A 20,469-nucleotide genomic window follows, 5' to 3' on the forward strand; every position below is an offset into this window, starting at 1 on the left:
AGAGGACAAGAGGCATGGGCCGCAAGGCTTTGCTGGTCGAGGACGACAATGCCATCGTCACCGTGATCGTCGCCGGGCTGGAAGACGACGGCTTCAGCGTGGCGGTGCGCGACAGCGTGGCGGGGCGCGATGCCGCTCTGGCGGCTGCGGACTATGACGTCATGCTGACTGACGTCATGCTCACCGACGGGGACGGGATCGCCACTCTGGGTGAGGTGCGGCAGAAATATCCCGATATGCCGGTGATTATTCTCTCGGCGCAGAACACCCTCGATACCGCCGTGCGCGCCACCGATGGCGGGGCGTTCGAGTATTTTCCCAAGCCGTTCGATCTGGACGAAGTGGTGCGCGCGGCGCGGCAGGCGGCGGATTCGCACGGTATCAAGGGCATTGCGCCCGAGGATCAGCCCGAAGGCCTGCCGCTGATCGGCCGCAGCCAGCCGATGCAGGAGGTCTATCGCCTCATCACCCGCGTGCTGCGCAACGATCTCACTGTATTGGTGCTGGGCGAAAGCGGGACGGGCAAGGAACTGGTGGCGGAAGCGATCCACCAGCTCGGCAGCCGCAAGACCGGCCCCTTTGTGGCGGTCAATACCGCCGCGATCCCGCGCGAGCTGATCGAAAGCGAACTGTTCGGGCACGAGAAGGGGGCCTTCACCGGGGCCACCGCGCGCAATATTGGCAAGTTCGAACAGGCCAACGGCGGCACGCTGTTCCTCGACGAAATCGGCGACATGCCTGCCGAGGCGCAGACCCGGCTGCTGCGGGCGCTGCAATCGGGGCGCATTCGCCGGGTGGGCGGGAACGAGGAGATCGAAGTGAATGTTCGCATCGTGGCTGCGACCAACCGCGATCTGGCGCCGCTGATCGCCGACGGGCGGTTCCGCGAGGACCTCTATTACCGCCTCAACGTGGTGCCGATCAAATTGCCGCCGCTGCGTGAGCGGGCAGGGGACGTGGAGCCGCTGGCGCGGCATTTCCTTGCCAGGGCGGTGAAGGAAGGTCTGCCGCAGCGGACCTTGTCTGGAGATGCCGCGCGCCTTCTCAACAAGCAGCTTTGGCGCGGCAACGTCCGCGAATTGCAGAACCTGATCTATCGCGCGGCCCTCCTGGCGCGCGAAGATGAGATTGATGCCGGGACGATTGCAGGGTTGCTGGATGATCGCGGCTTCACAACGCAACCTGCCGACCACACCGATCTGGCCGAAACCATCGCGCAGTGGCTGGCCCGGACGGAGTTTCCCGACGGTGAACTCTACGATGGCGCGCTGGCCGAGCTGGAGCGCCCGGTGTTCCGCCATGCTCTCTCTCGCACTGGGGGCAACCAGCTCAAGGCAGCGCAGATGCTGGGCATCAATCGCAACACTCTGCGTAAGCGCCTTGGCGAACTCGGCATCGATCCAGAGCATTTCACGCACGGCTGACACCACGCCGCCAGAAAACACTTGCAAATGGGCAACACTGTTGTTGTAAGCTTGCCACGTGGCCAGCACGCCAGTTCCTGGAGCGGAGACAACCGCAGCGAAGAGATCGCGCTGGTGGCGGCGGGCGCAACTGGCTGCGCGCCGGATGAACCTTTTCCTGTGGCTGGAAATCCTCTGCGGCCTGACATTGGTGGCGATGCTCGTCACCGCCTACCTGACGATAGCGGCGAGAGCCAATAGCAATAATCTCATGCCGTCAGAACAGGCGGCGGCGCTGCTGTTGGGCACGCTGATCCCGGCGCTGGGTATCGTGGTACTGTGGGGCAGGCGGATGGCGATCCGCCGCGCAGGCGGAACAACGGCGCGGCTGCACGTCAATCTGGTGTTCTTCTTTTCGCTGATCGCAGCGATACCGACGCTGTTCGTGGCGGTTTTTGCCTCGGTCCTGTTCCAGTCCGGGGTGGAGTTCTGGTTCTCCGATAGCTCGCGCGGAATCATGGAAAACGCCAATGAACTGGCGGAAGGCTATTACGACGAGAACCAACGAGCGGTGGGTCGCGAAGCGGTGGCAATGGCGGTCGATGTGCGGTTTGTGCTGCAAAACATGCCCGTCACCAGCCCCGAATTTCAGGATCAGTTCCTCCAGCAACTCTACACCCGCGAACTGAGCGAGGGCGCCATCTATCGCCGTTCGGAAGAAGGGGATGCCCGTCTCGTTGCCATTATCGACCCGCAGGATGATCGCGAGCGTGTGCGGATCTTGCCGGAAGATATGGAAATCATCGACACTGGCACGTCCTTTGTTGCGCGCACGTCGCAAACGCGCGTGGAGGGGATTGCGCTGCTTGATCGCGATTCCGATGCCTATCTTTACGTCGCGCGCGAAGCACAGGCCGATGCGGCCCGCCTATACGGCCAGGCGCAGACTGTCGTCAGTTCCTACGCCGATCTCACCCAGCGCGCCCGGGTGCTGCAATTGCAGTTCAACGTCGCGCTGTTCATGGTCAGCCTCGCGCTCGTCGGCTTGGCGGTTTATGCGGCTCTGCGCTTTGCCGACCGGCAAGTGAAACCGCTCGCCGATCTGGCCGAGGCGGCGGGCGAAATCGGCATGGGCAACTACGCCATGCGAGTGGAGGGACGCACCGGGCAGGATGAAATCGGCCTGCTCAACCGCGCCTTCAACCGCATGACCGCGCAGATCGAACGGCAGACCGATGCGCTCAAAGGCGCCAACCACCAGCTCGCCGAACGCCGCGCCTTTATCGAGGCGGTGCTCGAATCGATTACTGCTGGAATCGTCTCGCTCGACGGGGAAGGGCGCATCCTGCTCATCAACAGTTCCGCGCAGCAATTGCTGCTGGAAAAGCCCGATTCGGCAATCGTGGGACAACAACTGGCGGACGTAGTCCCCGAACTGGCCAAGCTGGTGGACGAAGGATCGCTTAGCGAAATCATCCAGTACCAGCGCGGTGGCGAATTGCTGACGCTGGCGGTGCAGCTTGCGCCCGCAACCGAAGGCATGGTCATCACCTTCGAGGATATCACCCGCCAGTTGCTCGATCAGCGGCAGGCCGCCTGGTCCGACGTTGCGCGGCGGATCGCGCATGAAATCAAGAACCCGCTCACCCCGATCCAGCTCGCCACTGAAAGGATCAAGCGGCGTTACGGCAAGCAGATCGAGAAGGATGTCGAGCTGTTCGACGAGCTGACTGGTACGATCATCCGGCAGGTCGGCGAACTGCGCAAGATGGTGGACGAGTTCTCGAGCTTCGCCCGCCTGCCCAAGCCCTTGTTCCGCAACGAGGATGCGGTCGATCTGGTGCGTCAGTCGCTGTTCCTGCAAGAGGTCGCGCACCCGGAGATCACCTACGCCTTCGCTACCGACGACAAGGTCCCGCCCATCGAATGTGACCGACACCAGTTCGGGCAGGCGATGACCAATGTCCTCAAGAATGCCGCCGAAGCGACTGAAACCCGAAGGAAAGATGCGCCGATCGATTGGCGCGCGCGGATTTCGGTCCGGGTCCGGGTGGACGGCGAGTTCATCCAGGTTGATGTCAGCGACAACGGGGTTGGCCTCCCGCAGTCCGGTGTCAACATCATCGAGCCCTATGTCACGACGCGCGAAAAGGGCACCGGGCTCGGCCTCGCCATCGTCAAGAAGATCGTCGAGGAGCACGGCGGCGAACTCACCTTCACCAGCCTGCCCGAAGGCGGCACCCGCGTGTCGCTGCGCTTCGCCATGCACCCTGCCGATCTCGCCCCCGATCCCGCCGATTTAAACCACGATTACACCGACACCCCCGAATGAATACCGGAAGGACATACTGAATGGCTCTGGACATCCTCGTAGTCGATGACGAGCGGGATATCCGCGATCTCGTGGCCGGCGTGCTGAGCGACGAGGGCTACGAATGCCGCACCGCCGGGGATAGCGAGACCGCGCTGGCCATGGTCGATGAACGCCGACCAAGCCTCGTCCTGCTCGATGTCTGGCTCCACGGCTCCCCGCGTGACGGGCTGGAAGTGCTCGATGCGATCAAGGCGCGCGAGCCGGGGCTTCCGGTCATCATCTTTTCCGGCCACGGCAATATCGATACCGCCGTCTCCGCCGTCAGCCGCGGGGCGATGGACTTCATCGAAAAGCCGTTCGAGGCGGGCAAGCTGCTCCACCTTGTCGAGCGTGCGACCGAGACCGAGCGGCTGCGGCGCGAGAACGAGCGGTTACGTGAAGGCATGGCGTCACCCGACGAATTCACCGGCAATTCCTCGGTCATCAACCAGGTGCGTGCCACGCTGAAGCGGGTCGCCAATACCGGCAGCCGGGTGCTGATCAACGGTCCCGCGGGCGCGGGCAAGGAAGTCGCGGCACGGCTGCTCCACGCCTGGAGCCCGCGCGCGGACAAGGCCTTCGTCACGGTCAATTCCGCCCGCATTACCCCCGAGAAATTCGAGAACGAGCTGTTCGGCGAGGAGGCTGAGGGCAGGCTGGTGCGGCCCGGCCTGCTCGAACTGGCAGACGGAGGCACTCTCTATCTCGATGAAGTGGCGGATATGCCGGAAAACACCCAGGCGCGTATCTTGCGGGTGCTGACCGAGCAGAGCTTCGTGCGGGTGGGTGGCAACCGGCAGGTGCGGGTGGACGTACGGGTGGTCTCCTCCACCGCCAAGGACCTGCTGGGCGAAATCGCCGAGCGCCGGTTTCGCGAGGACCTGTTCTACCGCCTCAACGTGGTGCCCATCGCGATCCCGCAACTGGCCGATCGGCGCGACGATATCCCGGCGCTGGCCGAGCATTTCTTTACCCGTTATGCGCGCGAACAGGGGCTTACTCCGCCCACGATAACCGCTGAAGCAATGGCCGCGTTGCAGGCCTATGACTGGCCGGGCAACGTCCGCCAGTTCCGCAACGTCATCGAACGCACGGTAATCCTGGCCCCGCGCGAGAAGTTCGCCACGATCACGCCGGGGATGCTGCCGGAGGAAATAACTGGCGGATCGGGCGAAGGCGGCTCGGGCATGTCGAGCCTCATGGGCGTGCCGCTGCGAGAGGCGCGGGAGAGCTTTGAACGCGAATACCTCCGCATCCAGATCCGCCGTTTCTCGGGCAATATCTCCAAGACTGCGGGATTCATCGGCATGGAACGCTCCGCCCTGCACCGGAAACTCAAACTGCTGGGCATGACCGATCGCGCCGACGAAGACGAAAAGGAATAATTCGGGCCGGAACCATTTCCGTGTCTTCAAATTTACTTCTACAAGTGCCATGTTGCACGTGCACACTGTATGCGGTTGCCGACTGAACTCCGGTTCACACGTGGCCAGACTGCGGCCCGCTCTGGCGGCTCGCCAAAAACACATGGAGTCATTTGAATGGCCAAAGGAACTTTGACTGCAAAGCCGCGTCCTCCCAAGCCGGAGCCCGAGCCCGCGGCCGACAAGCCTGCCAAGAAGGCTGCAAAGGCTGCATCGGCGGTGGCTAAGAGCGGCAACCTGCAGGACCTCTTCCTCAACCAGCTTCGCCGGGACAAGACCCCGGTAACGATGTTCCTCGTCAAGGGCGTGAAGCTGCAAGGCATTGTTACCTGGTTCGACAATTTCTCCATCCTGCTGCGGCGGGACGGGCAATCGCAGCTGGTTTACAAGCATGCGATTTCCACCATCATGCCGGGCAGCCCCATCGATGCAGACAGCTTCGACACCGGCTTCAATGGCAACGGCAAGCAGCGGCTTTTGCAGGATATTTTCCTCAGCCGGGTGCGCGATGCCGGGGTGCAGGTGACGATGTTCCTCGTCAACGGCGTGATGCTGCAGGGCCGCATTGCCGCCTACGACCTGTTCTGCATGCTGCTGGAACGCGATGGCTATGTGCAACTGGCATACAAGCACGCTGTTTCCACCATCCAGCCCGCCACCCATGTCGACCTGACGGACGATGGCTTCGGCGAGGATGATGAAGATGAAGATGAAGAACGTCCAATTGAAGGTGACAGCAACTGATTGTCGATAGCGACATCGAAGGCGAGGTAACGCGCGGCGCGCGGGCCCTCGTGGTGTGCCCGGATATTCGCGGCAAGCGCAGCGGGGAAGACCCCGAGGCCCGGCTGGAGGAGGCGAGGGGGCTCGCGCTCGCCATCGGCATTGTCGTGGCTGAAAGCTACATCATCCCCATTCGCGACAAGCGCCCGAACACGCTATTCGGTGAAGGTCAGGTGCAGCGCATCACCACCGATTGCGAACTGTATGAGGCCGAGCTGGTCATCATCGATGGCGCCTTGTCGCCGATCCAGCAGCGCAATCTGGAAACCAAGATCGGCCGTAAAGTAATCGACCGGACCGGCCTGATCCTCGAAATCTTCGGGGAACGCGCAGTAACGGCCGAAGGTCGGTTGCAGGTCGAACTGGCACATCTCGATTACCAACAGAGCCGGCTCGTCCGAAGCTGGACCCACCTTGAGCGGCAGCGCGGTGGCTTCGGCTTTCTTGGTGGTCCGGGCGAGACCCAGATCGAGGCCGACCGCCGCCTGATCCGCGATCGCATGGCCAAATTGCGCCGTGAGCTGGAACAGGTGCGCAAGACCCGCGAATTGCACCGGAAGAGGCGGGGCAGGGCACCGTGGCCGGTGATCGCGCTGGTGGGCTACACCAATGCGGGGAAATCCACGCTTTTCAACCGGATGACGGGCGCAGATGTGATGGCGGAAGACCTGCTCTTCGCTACGCTTGATCCGACCATGCGGGCAATCGGCTTGCCAGGGGTGGACAAGGCGATCCTCTCTGACACCGTCGGGTTCATTTCCGACCTGCCGACCCAGCTAGTCGCCGCCTTTCGCGCCACGCTGGAGGAAGTGACCGCCGCCGATGTCGTGCTGCACGTGCGCGATATCGCCAATCCCGATACTGCGCAGCAGAAAAAGCAGGTGCTGGCGGTGCTGCACGAACTTGGCGTGGTCGACGAAGCGGGGCAGGGGGTGGACGCCCCGGTGATCGAGGTGTGGAACAAGTGGGACCTGCTCGATGCCGATGCCCGCGAGGAGCTGGCCGGGATTGCCGCGGTGGATGATTCCGTGCTTCCGATTTCGGCGATCACCGGCGAAGGGATCGAGGCGCTGCGGGAGAGCCTGGGCACCCTGCTGACCAAGGGCGCACGCACTCATTCGATCGTTGTACCTGCGAGCGACGGTGCGCGAATTGCCTGGCTCCACGCGCATGGCGAAGTGATCGGCGAGGAAGAGGCGGGTGCCGACGAACATGGCCCGTTGCGGCGCGTCGACGTGCGGTTGACCGATAAGGAATTCGGCCGTTACGAGATGCTTGACGCTTGACCTTCACAGGCGTTGCAGGCCAGCCTGACGTAATGATCGACGGCATCGAGACAGGATACGAGGCGAAATTCGACTTTCCGCAATCGCATGACGCACCTGCCCTGCCGTGGCTGCTGGCGACCGTGCCGCGCACCGGCAGCACCTTTGTCAGCCACCTGTTGTGGGAAAGCGGATGCTTGGGCGCGCCGCTGGAATACTGCAATTTCGAACCAGCCGGGCCGCAGGGTTTCGCGGAGGCTGATCCTGCTGCGCAGCGCGCGCTGTGGCGGCGGGCGCTGGCGCATCGCACATCGTCCAACGGGGTGTTCGGGCTCAAGGCGTTTCCGTTGCAGATGGAGCATTTGCAGCAGGTCAATTCCGCTTTGACGGGGGAAGTGATGCGCACCGTGCTCGGCGCACCGGGCGGGGCGAGGGTGGTGCAGCTCCGCCGCCGTGACCGCACCGCCCACGCCATTTCATACGCTCGCGCCATGCTTTCGGGCGTGTGGCGCAAGGAACAGGAGCGCCTTGGCGCGGCGGAGCCGCAATTCTCGCAAGCCGCTCTCGATCGCGCGCTGGCGCTGGTGGACGAGCAGGAAGGTGCGTGGGCTCAGATGTTCGCCGCGCTTCGCATTGTGCCGCTGGTGCTGTGGTATGAAGACGCGGTTGCCGATCCGCCGGGTGCAATGGGGCAGGTTGCGGATTTTCTGGGTGTCGCGCTCGATCCGGAAGCGCGGGTGGCGGTGCCGCAGATCGAACGCCAGGCGCCAGCAGGCGATGCCTGGCGAAACGCGATCGGTTAGCCTTCGCCGCGCTTGACCTTCAGCCAATAGGCTTCCTGATCGTCGAGCGACAGCGCGGCAAAGTCCTTGCCATCCGCCGCTGCCAGACTTTCCATCGCGCGGTAACGCCGCTCGAACTTGGCATTCGCAGCGCGAAGGGCATCCTCGGGCGCTATACCGTACGCCCGCACCAGATTGACCGCAGCGAAGAGCAGATCGCCCGCTTCCTCGAATTGCTTCTCGGCAGGAGCTTCGCGCAGCTCCTGCATCTCCTCGGTTAGCTTGTCCGCCGGGCCCTGGACATCGGGCCAGTCAAACCCGTCGCGCGCGGCGCGCTTTTGCAGCTTTTCGGCACGCAGCAAGGCCGGGAGCGCGCGGGCGACGCCATCCATCGCACTTCGTGCGCCTTCGGATTGACGCTCGGCAGCCTTGAGATCTTCCCAACGCGCGCCGTCCATCACGCCGCCTTCGTCACCGAAAATGTGCGGGTGGCGTGCTTCCATCTTGTCGCTGATCGCCCGGGCCACGTCCGAGAAGGCAAAATGGCCGGCTTCCTCGGCCATGCGCGCGTGGAACACGACCTGGAGCAACAGGTCGCCAAGTTCTCCGCGCAGGTCGCCCATGTCGGCACGCTCGATGGCGTCGGCGACTTCGTAGGCTTCTTCGAGCGTGTACGGCGCGATCGTCGCGAAGTTTTGCGCGAGGTCCCATTCGCAACCGTGCTGCGGATCGCGCAGGCGGGCCATGATGGCAAGAAGGCGGTCGAGTTGTTCTGTCATGGCAGGGGAGCGGTGTGGCGGTGCCAGTCCTAAGGACGATCCTTGAAAATGATAATATATATTATGTTAAATGGAGAACAGTATGGAGAGGCCTTCGAGGCTCCCGTGTCGTTGAAATTACACGATAAGACTGAACACGAAGGCCACTCCCGCAAACACTGCGCCCCAGATCAGTGCCATCCGGATCGTCTGCGAGGCATTGACCTGGTAAGAGCGATAGCTACCCAGCACAAGGATCAGCCAGCCAGCCAAAGCAACAATCGAAATCCACTGCGTCTCGCCAAACCCCATCAGCCTGTGCTCCTCACGCCGCCAGTTCCATGCCGTCATAGCCGACCAACACATTGGCAGGAACTTCCAGACCCAACGTCACATAGTCCATGCTCTTGTCGAGATGTGAAAGCACGGTCACCCCGGCATTCGTGCGCTCTGCAAACTCCAGCGCAATCGGCAGGCTGGCATGGGTGGGATGCGGCTCGCGACGCAGACAATCGCTAACGAGCACGTCGACATCGGTGAAGAAATTCACCATCTCATCGGTCAATTCGCTGAAGTCCGTGGCATAACCAATTGATTTACCGTCCGCCTCGAATCGATAGGCCGTGGTGTGGATCGGCCCGTGCGGCATTTCCATCGTCTCCACCCCGAACCCTGCGTGGATGCGTAAAGTATCCAGCGTATTGAGCTCGACAATGTTGGGATAACCGAACTGGCCGGTGAACACGTAGGAAAAGCGATTCCGCAGCCGGCGCACCGTTTCGACGGAGGCAAAACCGGGAATTCCCGCCTGCCGCCCGAACCGCAGCGGCCGCAAATCGTCGATCCCGTGGCAGTGATCGGCGTGATCGTGGGTCCAGAAAACGCCGTCGATTTTGGCCACATTGTTGTCGAGCAATTGCTGGCGCAGGTCGGGCGACGTATCGACCAGCAGCCGCGATCCCGCATTGCTCTCGACGATGATCGAAACGCGGGTGCGGCGGTTCTTCGGATTGTAGGGATCGCATTCCCCCCAGTCGTTGCCGATCCGCGGAACTCCGGTCGAGGTGCCGCAACCGAGCACCAGCAGTTTCACGTCGCGGCCTTTCCAAACAGGCGGAAAAAATTCGCTGAGGTCGTCTCGCCCAGTGCTTCCACGCTCGTCCCGCGCAGGTTGGCGACGAATTGCGCGGTGTCGCGAACATAGGCCGGTTCGCACTTCCTGCCCCGATGCGGCACCGGAGCGAGGAAGGGGCTGTCGGTTTCCACCAGCAGGCGATCCCCAGGAATTTCTCTCGTGAATTCCTGTAGTTGGGTGGCATTTTTGAAGGTGACTATTCCCGAAATCGAGATCGTCAGCCCCAGATCGAGCACGCGCCGCCCGAATTCCGGCGACGCAGTGAAGCAATGGATCAGCGCAGGGAAGGCGCCCTTCCCCATCTCTTCGGCCAGGATATCGCCGGTATCGGCATCGGCATCGCGGGTGTGGATCACCAGCGGCAATCCGGTCTCCCGCGCCACCCCCATGTGCATGCGGAACAGTGCCTGCTGCACCTGCCGGTCCGACTTGTCGTAATAGTAATCGAGCCCGCTTTCCCCCAGTCCGATCACGCGCGGATGGCGGCTCGCCTCCAGCAGCACTTCGCGCCCCAGGTCAGCGTGCTTGTCGGCCTCGTGCGGGTGGATGCCGACGGTGGCCCAGACATCGCTTTCCCGCTCCGCCGTGGCGACGACATCGCCCCATTCGCTTTCGCGGGTCGAGATGTTAAGAAAACCGCGCACCCCGGCGGCGCGCGCATTGGCGAGCACTTCGTCCTGCCGCTCGGCAAGCCCGGCGTAATTGAGGTGGCAATGGCTGTCGATCAGCATCAGCCCGCCGCTTCCTCGACCTCGGGCAATTCGAGCCGCGGGAACAAGCCTTGTGGCTGCGCAATCTGGTAGTCACTCTCGGCCAGCGGCGAATACCAGTGCGAGCCGATCGCTTCAGGCGTGCGCAGTTCGGGGGCAATCCCCATCGCATCGAGCAGCTTCGCCATCGAGCCCGGCATCACCGGGATCACCGCCACCGCAAGGTGCGCGATACAGATGTAGAGCGTGGCCAGCACGGTCTGCATCCGCTCGGTATCGGTTTTCTTCAGCGCCCATGGTGCTTCGGAATCGATATAGGCGTTGCAGGCGAAGACTGCGCCCATCCACGCTTCCAGCGCCTGGGCAAAGGCGAGATCGCTGTAATCGGCGGGCATTTCGTGACGGACCACCCGGTCGACGTGATCGAACAGCGCGGCGTCTGCCTCGGTGTGGCCGGAAATGGCGGGCAGATAGCCCTCGCAGTTCTTGAACACCTGCGAGAGCGTGCGCTGGGCCAGATTGCCGAAACTGTTCGCCAGTTCGGAATTATTACGGCTTACAATGGCTTCGCGCGAATAGCTGCCATCCTGCCCGAAGCTGAATTCGCGGAGCAGGAAATATCGCAGCACGTCCACGCCATAGAGCGAGGCCAGTTCGCCGGGATCGGTGACATTGCCGACCGACTTCGATTCTTTCTGCCCGCGATTGAGCAGGAAGCCGTGGGCGAACACCTGCTTGGGCAGGGAAATTCCCGCACTCATAAGGAAGGCCGGCCAGTAGACGGTGTGGAACCGGGTGATGTCCTTGCCAATCAGGTGCAGGTCCGCCGGCCAGAACTTCGCCATGTTTTCGGTGGCATCGGGATAGCCCAGCCCGGTGAGGTAGTTGGTGAGCGCATCGACCCACACGTACATCACGTGGTCCTCGGCCCCCGGCACCTTGACACCCCAGTCGAAGCTGGTGCGGCTGACCGAAAGATCGCGCAGGCCGCCTTCGACAAAGCGCAGCACTTCATTGCGGCGGCTTTCGGGGCGGATGAAGTGGGGCTGCTCGGCATAGAGCGCCAGCAGCTTGTCCTGATAGGCCGAGAGGCGGAAGAACCAGCTTTCCTCGACCGTCCATTCTACCGGAGTGCCTTGCGGGGAGAGTTTCTCCCCACCCTCGCCCGCGACCAATTCGCTTTCGTCGTAATAGGCCTCGTCGCGGATCGAGTACCAGCCTTCGTAGCGATCCAGATAGAGGTCACCATTGGCTTCCATCGCTTTCCAGATTGCCTGGCTGGCGCGGTGATGCTCGTCTTCGCTGGTGCGGATGAAGCGATCATAGGAAATGTCCAGAGCATCGAACAGCTCACGGAAATATCCCGACATCTCGTCCGCGAGTGCGCGAGGAGTCGTGCCCAGATCGCGCGCCTTCTGCGCCATCTTCAGGCCGTGCTCGTCGGTACCGGTCTGGAAGCGCACTTCGCGCCCCATCTGCCGGTGGAAGCGGGCGAGGACATCGGCGGCGATGGTTTCATAGGCGTGGCCGATATGCGGCCTGCCATTGGGATAGTGAATCGCCGTGGTGAGATAGAAGGGATCAGCCATTGCTGCTGTCCCTAGTGCGCGCCCTTGGATGCCGCAACACTGCTGAGCAGCGTGCCGACTTCCAGCACCAGCAGTCCGGCGTCGAAATTGGCGGTGGGCGCCTGCCCGGCCAGTCGTACCAGTGCGCTGTGCGTTTCAACCAGCTGCGGGATCTGCGCCGGGGTAACGCCGTGCATCCGCGCCGTCACGACTGCGCGGGCCAGTTCAATGGCGGCGAGCTGTTTTTCGCGGTTCGGGCGGGTCCCCATCGCGCTGGCGAGCCGGCTGCGCAGGGTGAAGTCAGGGTCACCGTGATCGGCAATCGCCTGCATCGCGCCGTGAACCTTGCCCAGATCGAGTTCGACGAAATCGATCGCTGCGCCGGGTGAACCGCTGGCCGCGGCGATGGCTGCGGCGCGCATTTCGGCGCTGGCTTGCGGCGATTCGCGCGCCAGCACCGCATCCATGTCGGCGTCGGACACGCGCGGGAAATGCAGCACCCGGCAGCGTGAGCGGATCGTCGGCAGCAACCGCCCGATCCGGTGCGCGACGAGCAGGAAGAAAGTGCCCTGCGGCGGTTCTTCGAGGCTTTTCAGCAGCGCGTTGGACGCGCCGGACTCCAAATCATCGGCAGGATCGATAATGACCGCCCTGCGCGCACCAAGCGTAGGGCGGGTCGTCAACCGCCGCTGGAGATCGCGGATCTGCTTGATCTTGATGTTGCGGGCCAGTTCGAAAGGCTTGCCGTCCTGGCGCTTCTTTTCTTCCTTGTCGTCCTTCGGCCCATGGGTGAGGTAGAGGATATCGGCGTGATCCCCCGTCGGCTGTGGCACGCCGGGTTCTGCCACGAGTTCGCGCGCTGCGGCGAGGGCAAAGGCGGACTTGCCCACTCCCCGGCGGCCCGAGAGAATCCAGCCGTGGTGCATCCGCTCGCCCGCCATGGCATCGCGCCATTGTGACCAGGCGAGGTCATGGCCGATGTAGCTGCTCACGCGTCCGCTTCCGGCAGACTGCTAAGGACGCGGGCATGGACCTGCTCAGGCGTTCCATCGGCATCGACCAGCAAGAAACGCGCCGGGTCCATCGCGGCAAGATCGCGGAACCGCTGTGCCACGCGGGCGTGATAATCGGCGGAGCGGCTGCCGATGCGGTCGGCATTATCGCCGTCGCGCTCGGCAAGCCGCCGCGCCACTGCCGCGCTGTCGGCTTGGAGCAGGATCGTGAGGTCGGGCAGCAGGCTGCGCGAGCCGATTGAGTGCAGCGACAATATCGCCTCATCCGACAGGCCCCCTCCCCCCGCCTGATAAGCACGCGAGGAATCGACGAACCGGTCGCACACCACCCATTCACCGCGTTCCAGCGCCGGGCGAATGGCGTGATCGACATGGTCGGCGCGCGCAGCGGCGAACAGCAGCGCTTCGGCAGGTGCATCCCAGTCGTATTGCTTGTCCAGCAGCAGCGCCCGGATCGCCTCGGCCCCCGGCGTTCCCCCCGGTTCGCGGGTCAGCAGCACCTCAAGCCCACGCGCCCGTAGCGCCTCCGCGAGCATCCGCGCTTGGGTGCTTTTGCCCACCCCTTCTCCGCCCTCGAAGGTGATGAACCGCCCGCGCGTCACGATAACCAAGTCCGGAAGGCATTGCCCACGCGCTGGAAGGGATTGGCACGCGGAACGTCCATAGCGGCTTCAAGCGGCGTTTCCAGCACCACTTCACCGTCCAGCGTCAGCCGCAGGCGGGCAACAGGATCACCCGCCGCAATCGGTGCCTCGATCGGGCCGCTGTACACCAGATCGACCTGCCAGCGATCGGCACCCGCGCCAGGCGGCAGGGCGACGGTGAAATCCTCCGCTAGCCGCAGTCCGACCTCGCTGTCTGCCCCGTCCTGCACCCGCGCGGTACCCACCAGCGTCCCGCGTTCGAGCAAGGTCTGCCGGGCAAATCCGGCGAAACCCCATTCGAGCATGGCGCGCGCGGCCGCATCGCGCATCGACCCCGAGGGTGCGCCTGCCAACACCATCGCCAGCCGCCTTCCGTCCCGTTCGGCAGATCCAAGGAAGGTAAAGCCCGCCTCGTTGGTATAGCCGGTCTTGATCCCGTCCGCGCCCGCGACGCGCCCGGTCACCGGATCGTGGTTTTGCTGCGTATAGCCGCCCCAGGCCAGCGCGCGCCTGCCGAAGAAGCGGCGGTACAGCGCAGCATAGTGCTCGGTCAGCGCCTCGGCCAGCAGCACCAGATCCTGCGCGGTGGTGTAGGTCTGCCCACCATCGGGAAAGCCGTTGGGCGATCCGAAATGCGTGTCATACATCCCCAGATCGCGGGCGTTGGCGTTCATCAGCTCCAGCCATTCGGCTTGCGATCCCGTTGCCGCCTCGGCCAGCGCGGCGCTGGCATCGTTGCCCGATACGGTGGTGATGCCCAGCAACAACTGCGCCACCGTGGGTCGTTCGCCCGCGCGGAGGAACATCGTGGAGCCTTCGTTGTACCACTGATCCTCCAGCGCCTGACTGTAGAGGTAGGGCATATCGAGCCGCAGGTCGCCCGCATCCACCAGCCGGAAAGCGGTGTAGGCGGTCATCACCTTGGTGACCGACGCAGGCATGAAGCGGCGCTGCGCCTCCCGCGCGTAGAGCACCTGCCCGCTGGTGATATCGACCAGCAGCGCGACGGGAATGTCTTGCGGAACAGGCGCGGCGAGGCTGCTGGCAGGTGCGGCGATTGCCAGAGCCGCTACGGCCATCGCTGCAAACTGCCTCACACCTACTCCGCTGCTTGAGGCGACGGACAGTCGGAAAAGCCGGTCAGCCGCTGGTCAGGATTCGGGCGTCGCTATAGCCTGCGCGGCGGACATTGGCGAGCGAGGCTTCGGCTTCTCCACGGGTGGTGAACGGCCCGGTGCGGACGCGGAAGTAGCGGCCTGAAGGACTGACCGATCCGCCCAGCGTTTCGGCAGCGGCTTCGGCGCGTTCCATGGTCGAGAAACTGGCGGCCTGAACGTGGAAACTGCCCTCGGCAACGGGTGCGACAGCTACGGATGGTGCGATGACTTCTGCCTCCGACGTACCGTCAAGCGCCGGAAGTTCCGGAGGCAAGGCGCGGTTTGCGGCAACTGTGGCGGCGGCGGGTGCTGGCTCAACAACGGGCGCGGGCGACTGCGCCGCTTCGGATGCCGCGAGTTCGATGGTCTCGATTCCGCTATCCGGTTCGGCGAGAGGCGCGGGCGCAGCAGGCTGGAGCGGAGCCGCTCCGCTTGCAGGTAAGCGCCGTTGCAGCACCGTGAGCAAGGAGGCAGGCGTATCCATCCGCAGCGGCGCCGGTTCGCCCGCGCGCAGCAGATAGCGGTGTTCCTCGGGCGGATTGACCCGGCGTACCCGCACTGGAGTCTCGGCAGTTGCGCCCAGTTGCGCCAGCGCTGCGGGGGATAAGGCGAGCAGGTGGTTCGAATCCATCGGTCCGCGCCGTTCCAGCCGCACCAGCACGGTGCGCCCGCTTTCCAGCGATGTCACTTCGACATAGCTTGGTACTGGCAGCGTGTGGTGCGCGCCGCTGTAGCCCATGGCCCCTGCATCAACCGCCAGGTAGCCGACGTGATCGTAATTCAGCGTATCGGAAGGGACGTATTCGACTTCGCCCACGAAGTAGGGATCGCCCACCGTAGCCGGGTAATCGGCGCGCGGCGCATTGGCGCGCTGGCCGATGGGCGTGGGAGCGCTGCTGGCACTTGCGAGGTCTGAGCCTCCTGAACCGCCGCCCAAAGTGCCGCAAGCCGACAGGCCAGCGACAACGGAAAGGGTTAACAGGCCGCGGCCAAAGGCGGCTGGGCGAACGTCATCGGGCAATCTCATCTGCAAGCAACCCCACACTCATGGCGTAGTAATTCGAGCAGTTATATTCGAGGATAACCCTATAATTCTGAGTTAAGAGATATCCGGGCGCGGCCGGGCCATCGGGTTCGAACAGCGCCGCCATCACATCGTCGCCGATCGGAGCCATCGGTTCCACGCCGCGCGCGCGCCATTCGCGCACCGTCAGCCAACGGCTATGGCGTTCGTGGACGCGCGGACAGACCGGCGACGTAGTCGGGCTTTCAATGCCGGAGCGATCCGCCGAATTGGGCACATAGGCGCGAACGGCCCATGGCTGGCCGGTCCGCCAGCCTGCATCGCGGAAATAATTGCCAATCGAAGCAAGGGTATCGGCGTCGGAGTTCCAGATGTCTCGATCCCCGTCCCCGTCTCCGTCCACGGCGAGGCGCAGGTAAACGCTGGGGAGGAACTGGCCGTTACCGAAGGCCCCTGCCCAGCTTCCGACCAGTTGGCTGCGCGCCACGCCCTGGTCCATCATCTTGAGCACGTCGATTAGTTCCCGCTCGAACAGCGCCCGCCGCCGACCATCCCACGCCAGCGTGGCAAGGCTGCGCGGCAGGTCGAAACTGCCCATCACCGCGCCGTAGCTCGTCTCGTGGCCCCAGATGGCAACGATGATTTCCGCCGGAACCCCGTATTCGCGCTCTACTTGCGCTGCGAGCGGGCCGAGTCGCGAGAGGGTCCGTACCCCGCCGTTGATGCGCGCCTGGGTGTTGTGTCGCGCCAGATAGGCCGCCATCGACGGGAACCCGGTCGAGGTGTTGCTGCCGCTGGAAGAGACGTTATCGCGGTCCAGTTCGAGCACGCGGTTGTTTGGCGTCAGATCGCCGAACACGCGGCTGATCGTTGCCTGGCTCACCCCTTCGGCGCGCGCCTGCACGGCCACGCTGTCGAGATAGCTGGAGAAGGACTGATCCTGCGCCGCCACGGGAGTGGCAGTCAGCAGGCAGGCGGCGATAACGAGGCCGAAGTGGCGGAAGGGAGCGCGGTTCATGGCTCTACCCTATGCCAAGCCGCCCGCGCCGCAAATCCCTGTTTTCACCCCATGCGACCGGGTGACTCCTTGCTGCGGCGAACAGACCTGTGGCTGCGATCAATCGGCGTAGGGCGGCTGCATCTCCGGATTCTCCGCCAGCATTTCCGCGAACGGGCGGAAACCGCAGTTGTCGGTTTCGCAGGCGGTGACGGTGTGGATGTAGCGCAAGCGACCGTTTTCGACGCGGAACGTGTGGCTGTCCGGCAGGGCATTCTCGCCGAATTCGAGGAACACGTTTACCGCGCCCTTCACCGGATCGACAATGTAGCGACGGTTGACCAGCTGCACGCCCTGCGGCACCCCGACATTGCAACTGTCGGTGGGCAGTCCGCGCCCGGTATAAACCCCGCCTTCGAGCCGTGCGCAGGGCTCGCCCCAGGGCACTTCCACCGTGGGGTCGTTGAAGAGGTCGAGATATGCATCGGCTGCCGCGATCAGTTCCTCGCGAGAGGCGCGCTCGCCTTCGGGGATATCGCTCCAGTCTTCGCGCCGGGCATATTCGTAGGTGGCATTGGCATCAAATAGCCAGTCGCCCGCATCGGTGAGGATATTGTCGAACGGCCCGACTCCGAAGAACCCGCTGCCGAATTGGGTGGCGGTGACGATCGGGCGTTCGGGATCGAGCATCACCGCTTCGACGAACACCCGGCAGGTGGTGGTATCGAGCAAGATCATATGCCAGTTCACTTCACGCGGACGATCCATGAAACTGCCGAGCGAGGAGCGCTGGAAATTCTCGTTATAATCGACCCACTCGCCCAGTTGCATCCGCATCATGGTGCCCGCTTCGATGGCCTCCACCCAATCGTCCGCCATGCCCTGCAAATGCTCGCGGGTGCAGGAACCCTGGGCAAGCGCGGGGGTGGCAGTGGCGAGTGTAGCGGCGGCGGCAAGCAGGGCGCAGAATTTGCGGTTCATGATGGTTGCGATCCTCTCCAGAATGGCGTGCCGGAGTGCGTCCGGACATTGTCAAAGAGATTCCTAGCGCGTGGCTGGGCCGCTGTCACGGGGTTGGTGACATTTCGATTCTGAGGCGCTAACGGCGCTTTGCTAGTGCGGACAGGTGGCCGAGTGGTTTAAGGCAGCGGTCTTGAAAACCGCCGTAGGTGCAAATCTACCGTGGGTTCGAATCCCACCCTGTCCGCCAGCGGTGGTAGCCGTTAGCGACTCAAGGTCACTTTGATTGCCGCGATGATAATTGCCCCCACCACCACGCCAACACCGACGCGCCAGTCGCTGTTTTCAAGCTTCGTACCATCGGGCACGAGATCATCGTCGATCCAACCCTTGCGGTACGTGTAACGCAACCAAAAATAGACAACTACCGCACCCGGCAGGGGGACAAGGGGAGCGAACCAAGGGGTTATGAACTCCCCGCTAGCAAAGATCAGGATCAACGCAGCGCCCGCATATGAAGCTGCTATGGTCCAGAGCGCTCGTCTTTCGGGTTGCTCTTTCAAGGCGAGAATTTTGCTGCACACCCAAACAAATGGGATCAGCATGACGAATCCTACTCCAGCCAGAACCAACAGCACTTTCGCAATTTCGACCGGCTGGCCGTCAGTGAAAAGCTCGCCCCACATGCCCCATCTACCTCAAATATGCAGCGCCCGCCCATAGGCCGCGAGTACGCTCTCGTGCATGGACTCGCTGATCGTCGGGTGCGGGAAAACGGTCTGCATCAGTTCCGCTTCGGTCGTCTCCAGCGTCTTGCCGATGACATAGCCCTGAATCATCTCGGTCACTTCCGCGCCGACCATATGTGCACCGAGCAGTTCGCCGGTTTTCGCGTCAAACACCGTCTTGGTGAAGCCTTCCGCTTCGCCGAGCGCGATTGCCTTGCCGTTGCCGATGAAGGGGAACATGCCGACCTTGACCTCATGGCCTGCTTCCTTCGCCTTGGCTTCGGTCAGGCCGACGCTGGCGATCTGCGGGTGGCAGTAGGTGCAGCCGGGGATGGCGTCGCGATTGAGCGGGTGCGGGTGCAGGCCGGGCTTGCCGAGTTCCTGCGCGATGGCCTCGGCGGCGGTGACGCCTTCGTGGCTCGCCTTGTGCGCCAGCCACGGGCCGGGAGTGCAGTCGCCGATGGCCCAGAGACCCTTCGATTTCGTCCGGCCGTAGGGATCGATCTGGATGAAGCCGCGATCCAGTTCTGCCAGCGTTTCCAGTCCGATATTCTCTGTATTTGGCACGATGCCGATGGCGACGATGCAATGGCTGAATTCATTGGTGGTGACCGTGCCGTCCTTGCCCTTGATCTTCGCGGTCACGCCCTTGTCGAGCGCCTTGATGTCCTCCACACCTGCGCCGGTCATGATCGTCATGCCCTGCTTGGTGAGGCTCTTTTCGAGGAAGGCGGAGACGTCCTTGTCTTCCACCGGCACGATCCGGTCGAGCATCTCCACCACGGTAACTTCCGCGCCCATATCGTTGTAGAAGCTGGCGAATTCGATCCCGATGGCGCCCGAGCCGATCACCAGCAGCTTGCTCGGCATTTCGGCAGGAGTCATGGCGTGGCGATAGGTCCACACCCGCTTGCCGTCGGCCTTGGCGAACGGCAGGTCGCGCGCGCGGGCACCGGTGGCGACGATCACGTGCTTGGCGGTGAGCTTTTCCTCGCCCTTCTCGCCCTTTACGGTGATCGAGGTGGGGCCGGTCAGCGTGCCCTCGCCCATATGCACCGCGATCTTGTTCTTCTTCATCAAATGGGTAACGCCCTGGTTGAGCTGCTTCGCCACCCCCCGGCTGCGCTTCACCACGGCTTCGATATCCGCCTCGATAGTCCCGGCGATCTTCAGCCCGTAGTCCTTGGCGTGCTGCGCATAGTGCAAGATTTCCGCCGAACGCAGCAGCGCCTTGGTGGGGATGCAGCCCCAGTTGAGGCAAATGCCCCCGAGCAGCTCGCGCTCCACGATCGCCGTGCTCAGCCCCAGCTGCGCACAGCGGATCGCCGCGACATAGCCGCCGGGTCCGGAACCGAGGATGATGACGTCGTAATTGGACACGCTGGATTACTCCTGTTCTTCAATCGGGCGCGGGCGACCGCTGTCATCCACGGCGACAAAGGTGAACTTGGCCGAGGTGACGAGCACTTCTTCTTCGGAATGCCGTTCGCGGCGGAAGCTCTCGGTAGCGATCACCATGCTGCTGCGGCCAACTTTCTCGATAGTGGCATAGACCGAGACCTCGTCCCCCACCTTCACCGGCTGGTGGAACACCATCCCGTCCATCGCCACGGTGACGGCACGGCCATGCGAATGGCGCGCGGCGACAAGGCCAGCGCCCATATCCATCTGGCTCACCAGCCAGCCGCCGAAGATGTCGCCATAGGCATTGGCGTCGGCGGGCATGGCGGTGACGCGGATGGCGGGGTTGCGGTCCACGACGGCG

20 protein-coding genes and 1 tRNA gene are annotated in these 20,469 nt (G+C 63.4%); 7 read left to right on the forward strand and 14 right to left on the reverse strand.

What is annotated here, in order from left to right:
* Positions 1–14: 14 nt before the first annotated feature.
* The 6 genes from JY451_14180 (at position 15) to JY451_14205 (ending at position 8,031) form a co-directional block, all read left to right on the forward strand.
* The gene (locus JY451_14180; GenBank protein ID QZH74785.1) at positions 15–1,424 is read left to right on the forward strand and encodes a sigma-54-dependent Fis family transcriptional regulator; all 1,410 of its coding nucleotides are present in this window, start codon (positions 15–17) and stop codon (positions 1,422–1,424) included.
* A 145-nt stretch (positions 1,425–1,569) separates the two neighbouring features.
* Positions 1,570–3,735 carry a HAMP domain-containing protein gene (locus tag JY451_14185; GenBank protein ID QZH76741.1) on the forward strand — a complete coding sequence of 722 codons (2,166 nt, stop codon included), beginning with the start codon at positions 1,570–1,572 and terminating at the stop codon, positions 3,733–3,735.
* 20 nt (positions 3,736–3,755) lie between these two features.
* Positions 3,756–5,141, forward strand: coding sequence for a sigma-54-dependent Fis family transcriptional regulator (locus JY451_14190; GenBank protein QZH74786.1), 1,386 nt, complete (start codon positions 3,756–3,758; stop codon positions 5,139–5,141).
* Between the two features lie 156 nt (positions 5,142–5,297).
* Complete coding sequence (gene hfq / locus JY451_14195; protein ID QZH74787.1) at positions 5,298–5,924, forward strand: RNA chaperone Hfq; 627 nt, start codon at positions 5,298–5,300, stop codon at positions 5,922–5,924.
* Complete coding sequence (hflX, locus tag JY451_14200) at positions 5,924–7,249, forward strand: GTPase HflX (GenBank protein ID QZH76742.1); 1,326 nt, start codon at positions 5,924–5,926, stop codon at positions 7,247–7,249. Before hfq ends, hflX begins: the two co-directional genes overlap by 1 nt.
* Before the next feature lie 32 nt (positions 7,250–7,281).
* A complete protein-coding gene (locus tag JY451_14205) occupies positions 7,282–8,031 on the forward strand; it encodes a hypothetical protein (protein ID QZH74788.1) in 750 nt (249 codons plus the stop codon).
* Here the strand turns inward: JY451_14205 and mazG are convergent.
* From mazG to JY451_14260, 11 genes are all read right to left on the reverse strand, one after another.
* Positions 8,028–8,789: a nucleoside triphosphate pyrophosphohydrolase gene (mazG, locus tag JY451_14210; protein ID QZH74789.1), complete on the reverse strand. Its 762-nt coding sequence runs from the start codon at positions 8,787–8,789 to the stop codon at positions 8,028–8,030. The two genes, JY451_14205 and mazG, sit on opposite strands and share 4 nt — an antisense overlap.
* 117 nt (positions 8,790–8,906) lie before the next feature.
* Entirely contained in the window at positions 8,907–9,119 is a 213-nt protein-coding gene (locus JY451_14215; GenBank protein QZH74790.1) for a hypothetical protein, read from the reverse strand.
* On the reverse strand, positions 9,094–9,861 hold the full coding sequence (locus JY451_14220) for an MBL fold metallo-hydrolase (protein ID QZH74791.1): 768 nt from the start codon (positions 9,859–9,861) through the stop codon (positions 9,094–9,096). The genes JY451_14215 and JY451_14220 overlap by 26 nt, the downstream gene beginning before the upstream one ends.
* On the reverse strand, positions 9,858–10,634 hold the full coding sequence (locus JY451_14225) for a TatD family hydrolase (GenBank protein ID QZH74792.1): 777 nt from the start codon (positions 10,632–10,634) through the stop codon (positions 9,858–9,860). The genes JY451_14220 and JY451_14225 overlap by 4 nt, the downstream gene beginning before the upstream one ends.
* Positions 10,634–12,202 carry a methionine--tRNA ligase gene (locus JY451_14230; GenBank protein ID QZH74793.1) on the reverse strand — a complete coding sequence of 523 codons (1,569 nt, stop codon included), beginning with the start codon at positions 12,200–12,202 and terminating at the stop codon, positions 10,634–10,636. Before JY451_14230 ends, JY451_14225 begins: the two co-directional genes overlap by 1 nt.
* Positions 12,203–12,213: 11 nt before the next feature.
* A complete protein-coding gene (locus tag JY451_14235) occupies positions 12,214–13,173 on the reverse strand; it encodes a DNA polymerase III subunit delta' (protein ID QZH74794.1) in 960 nt (319 codons plus the stop codon).
* Entirely contained in the window at positions 13,170–13,796 is a 627-nt protein-coding gene (tmk, locus tag JY451_14240; GenBank protein QZH76743.1) for a dTMP kinase, read from the reverse strand. The genes JY451_14235 and tmk overlap by 4 nt, the downstream gene beginning before the upstream one ends.
* Positions 13,793–14,917, reverse strand: coding sequence for a D-alanyl-D-alanine carboxypeptidase (locus JY451_14245; GenBank protein ID QZH76744.1), 1,125 nt, complete (start codon positions 14,915–14,917; stop codon positions 13,793–13,795). The genes tmk and JY451_14245 overlap by 4 nt, the downstream gene beginning before the upstream one ends.
* A gap of 61 nt (positions 14,918–14,978) precedes the next feature.
* Positions 14,979–16,022 carry an SPOR domain-containing protein gene (locus JY451_14250; protein ID QZH74795.1) on the reverse strand — a complete coding sequence of 348 codons (1,044 nt, stop codon included), beginning with the start codon at positions 16,020–16,022 and terminating at the stop codon, positions 14,979–14,981.
* Positions 16,006–17,037: a lytic murein transglycosylase gene (locus tag JY451_14255; GenBank protein ID QZH74796.1), complete on the reverse strand. Its 1,032-nt coding sequence runs from the start codon at positions 17,035–17,037 to the stop codon at positions 16,006–16,008. The genes JY451_14250 and JY451_14255 overlap by 17 nt, the downstream gene beginning before the upstream one ends.
* A 99-nt stretch (positions 17,038–17,136) precedes the next feature.
* Positions 17,137–17,997 carry a hypothetical protein gene (locus JY451_14260; protein QZH74797.1) on the reverse strand — a complete coding sequence of 287 codons (861 nt, stop codon included), beginning with the start codon at positions 17,995–17,997 and terminating at the stop codon, positions 17,137–17,139.
* A gap of 139 nt (positions 17,998–18,136) precedes the next feature.
* Here JY451_14260 and JY451_14265 point away from each other — a divergent pair.
* Positions 18,137–18,226: transfer RNA gene (locus tag JY451_14265), tRNA-Ser, on the forward strand.
* 13 nt (positions 18,227–18,239) lie between these two features.
* Here the strand turns inward: JY451_14265 and JY451_14270 are convergent.
* Genes JY451_14270 through JY451_14280 form a run of 3 tightly spaced genes read right to left on the reverse strand, consistent with a single transcriptional unit; the run spans position 18,240 to position 20,429 of the window.
* Positions 18,240–18,662, reverse strand: coding sequence for a hypothetical protein (locus tag JY451_14270; protein QZH74798.1), 423 nt, complete (start codon positions 18,660–18,662; stop codon positions 18,240–18,242).
* Between the two features lie 12 nt (positions 18,663–18,674).
* Positions 18,675–20,084 carry a dihydrolipoyl dehydrogenase gene (lpdA, locus tag JY451_14275; protein QZH74799.1) on the reverse strand — a complete coding sequence of 470 codons (1,410 nt, stop codon included), beginning with the start codon at positions 20,082–20,084 and terminating at the stop codon, positions 18,675–18,677.
* Positions 20,085–20,090: 6 nt separating this feature from the next.
* Complete coding sequence (locus JY451_14280) at positions 20,091–20,429, reverse strand: acyl-CoA thioesterase (protein QZH76745.1); 339 nt, start codon at positions 20,427–20,429, stop codon at positions 20,091–20,093.
* Positions 20,430–20,469 lie beyond the last annotated feature (40 nt).

The organism is Erythrobacter sp., from assembly GCA_019739335.1.
Taxonomy (GTDB): Bacteria; Pseudomonadota; Alphaproteobacteria; order Sphingomonadales; family Sphingomonadaceae; genus Alteraurantiacibacter.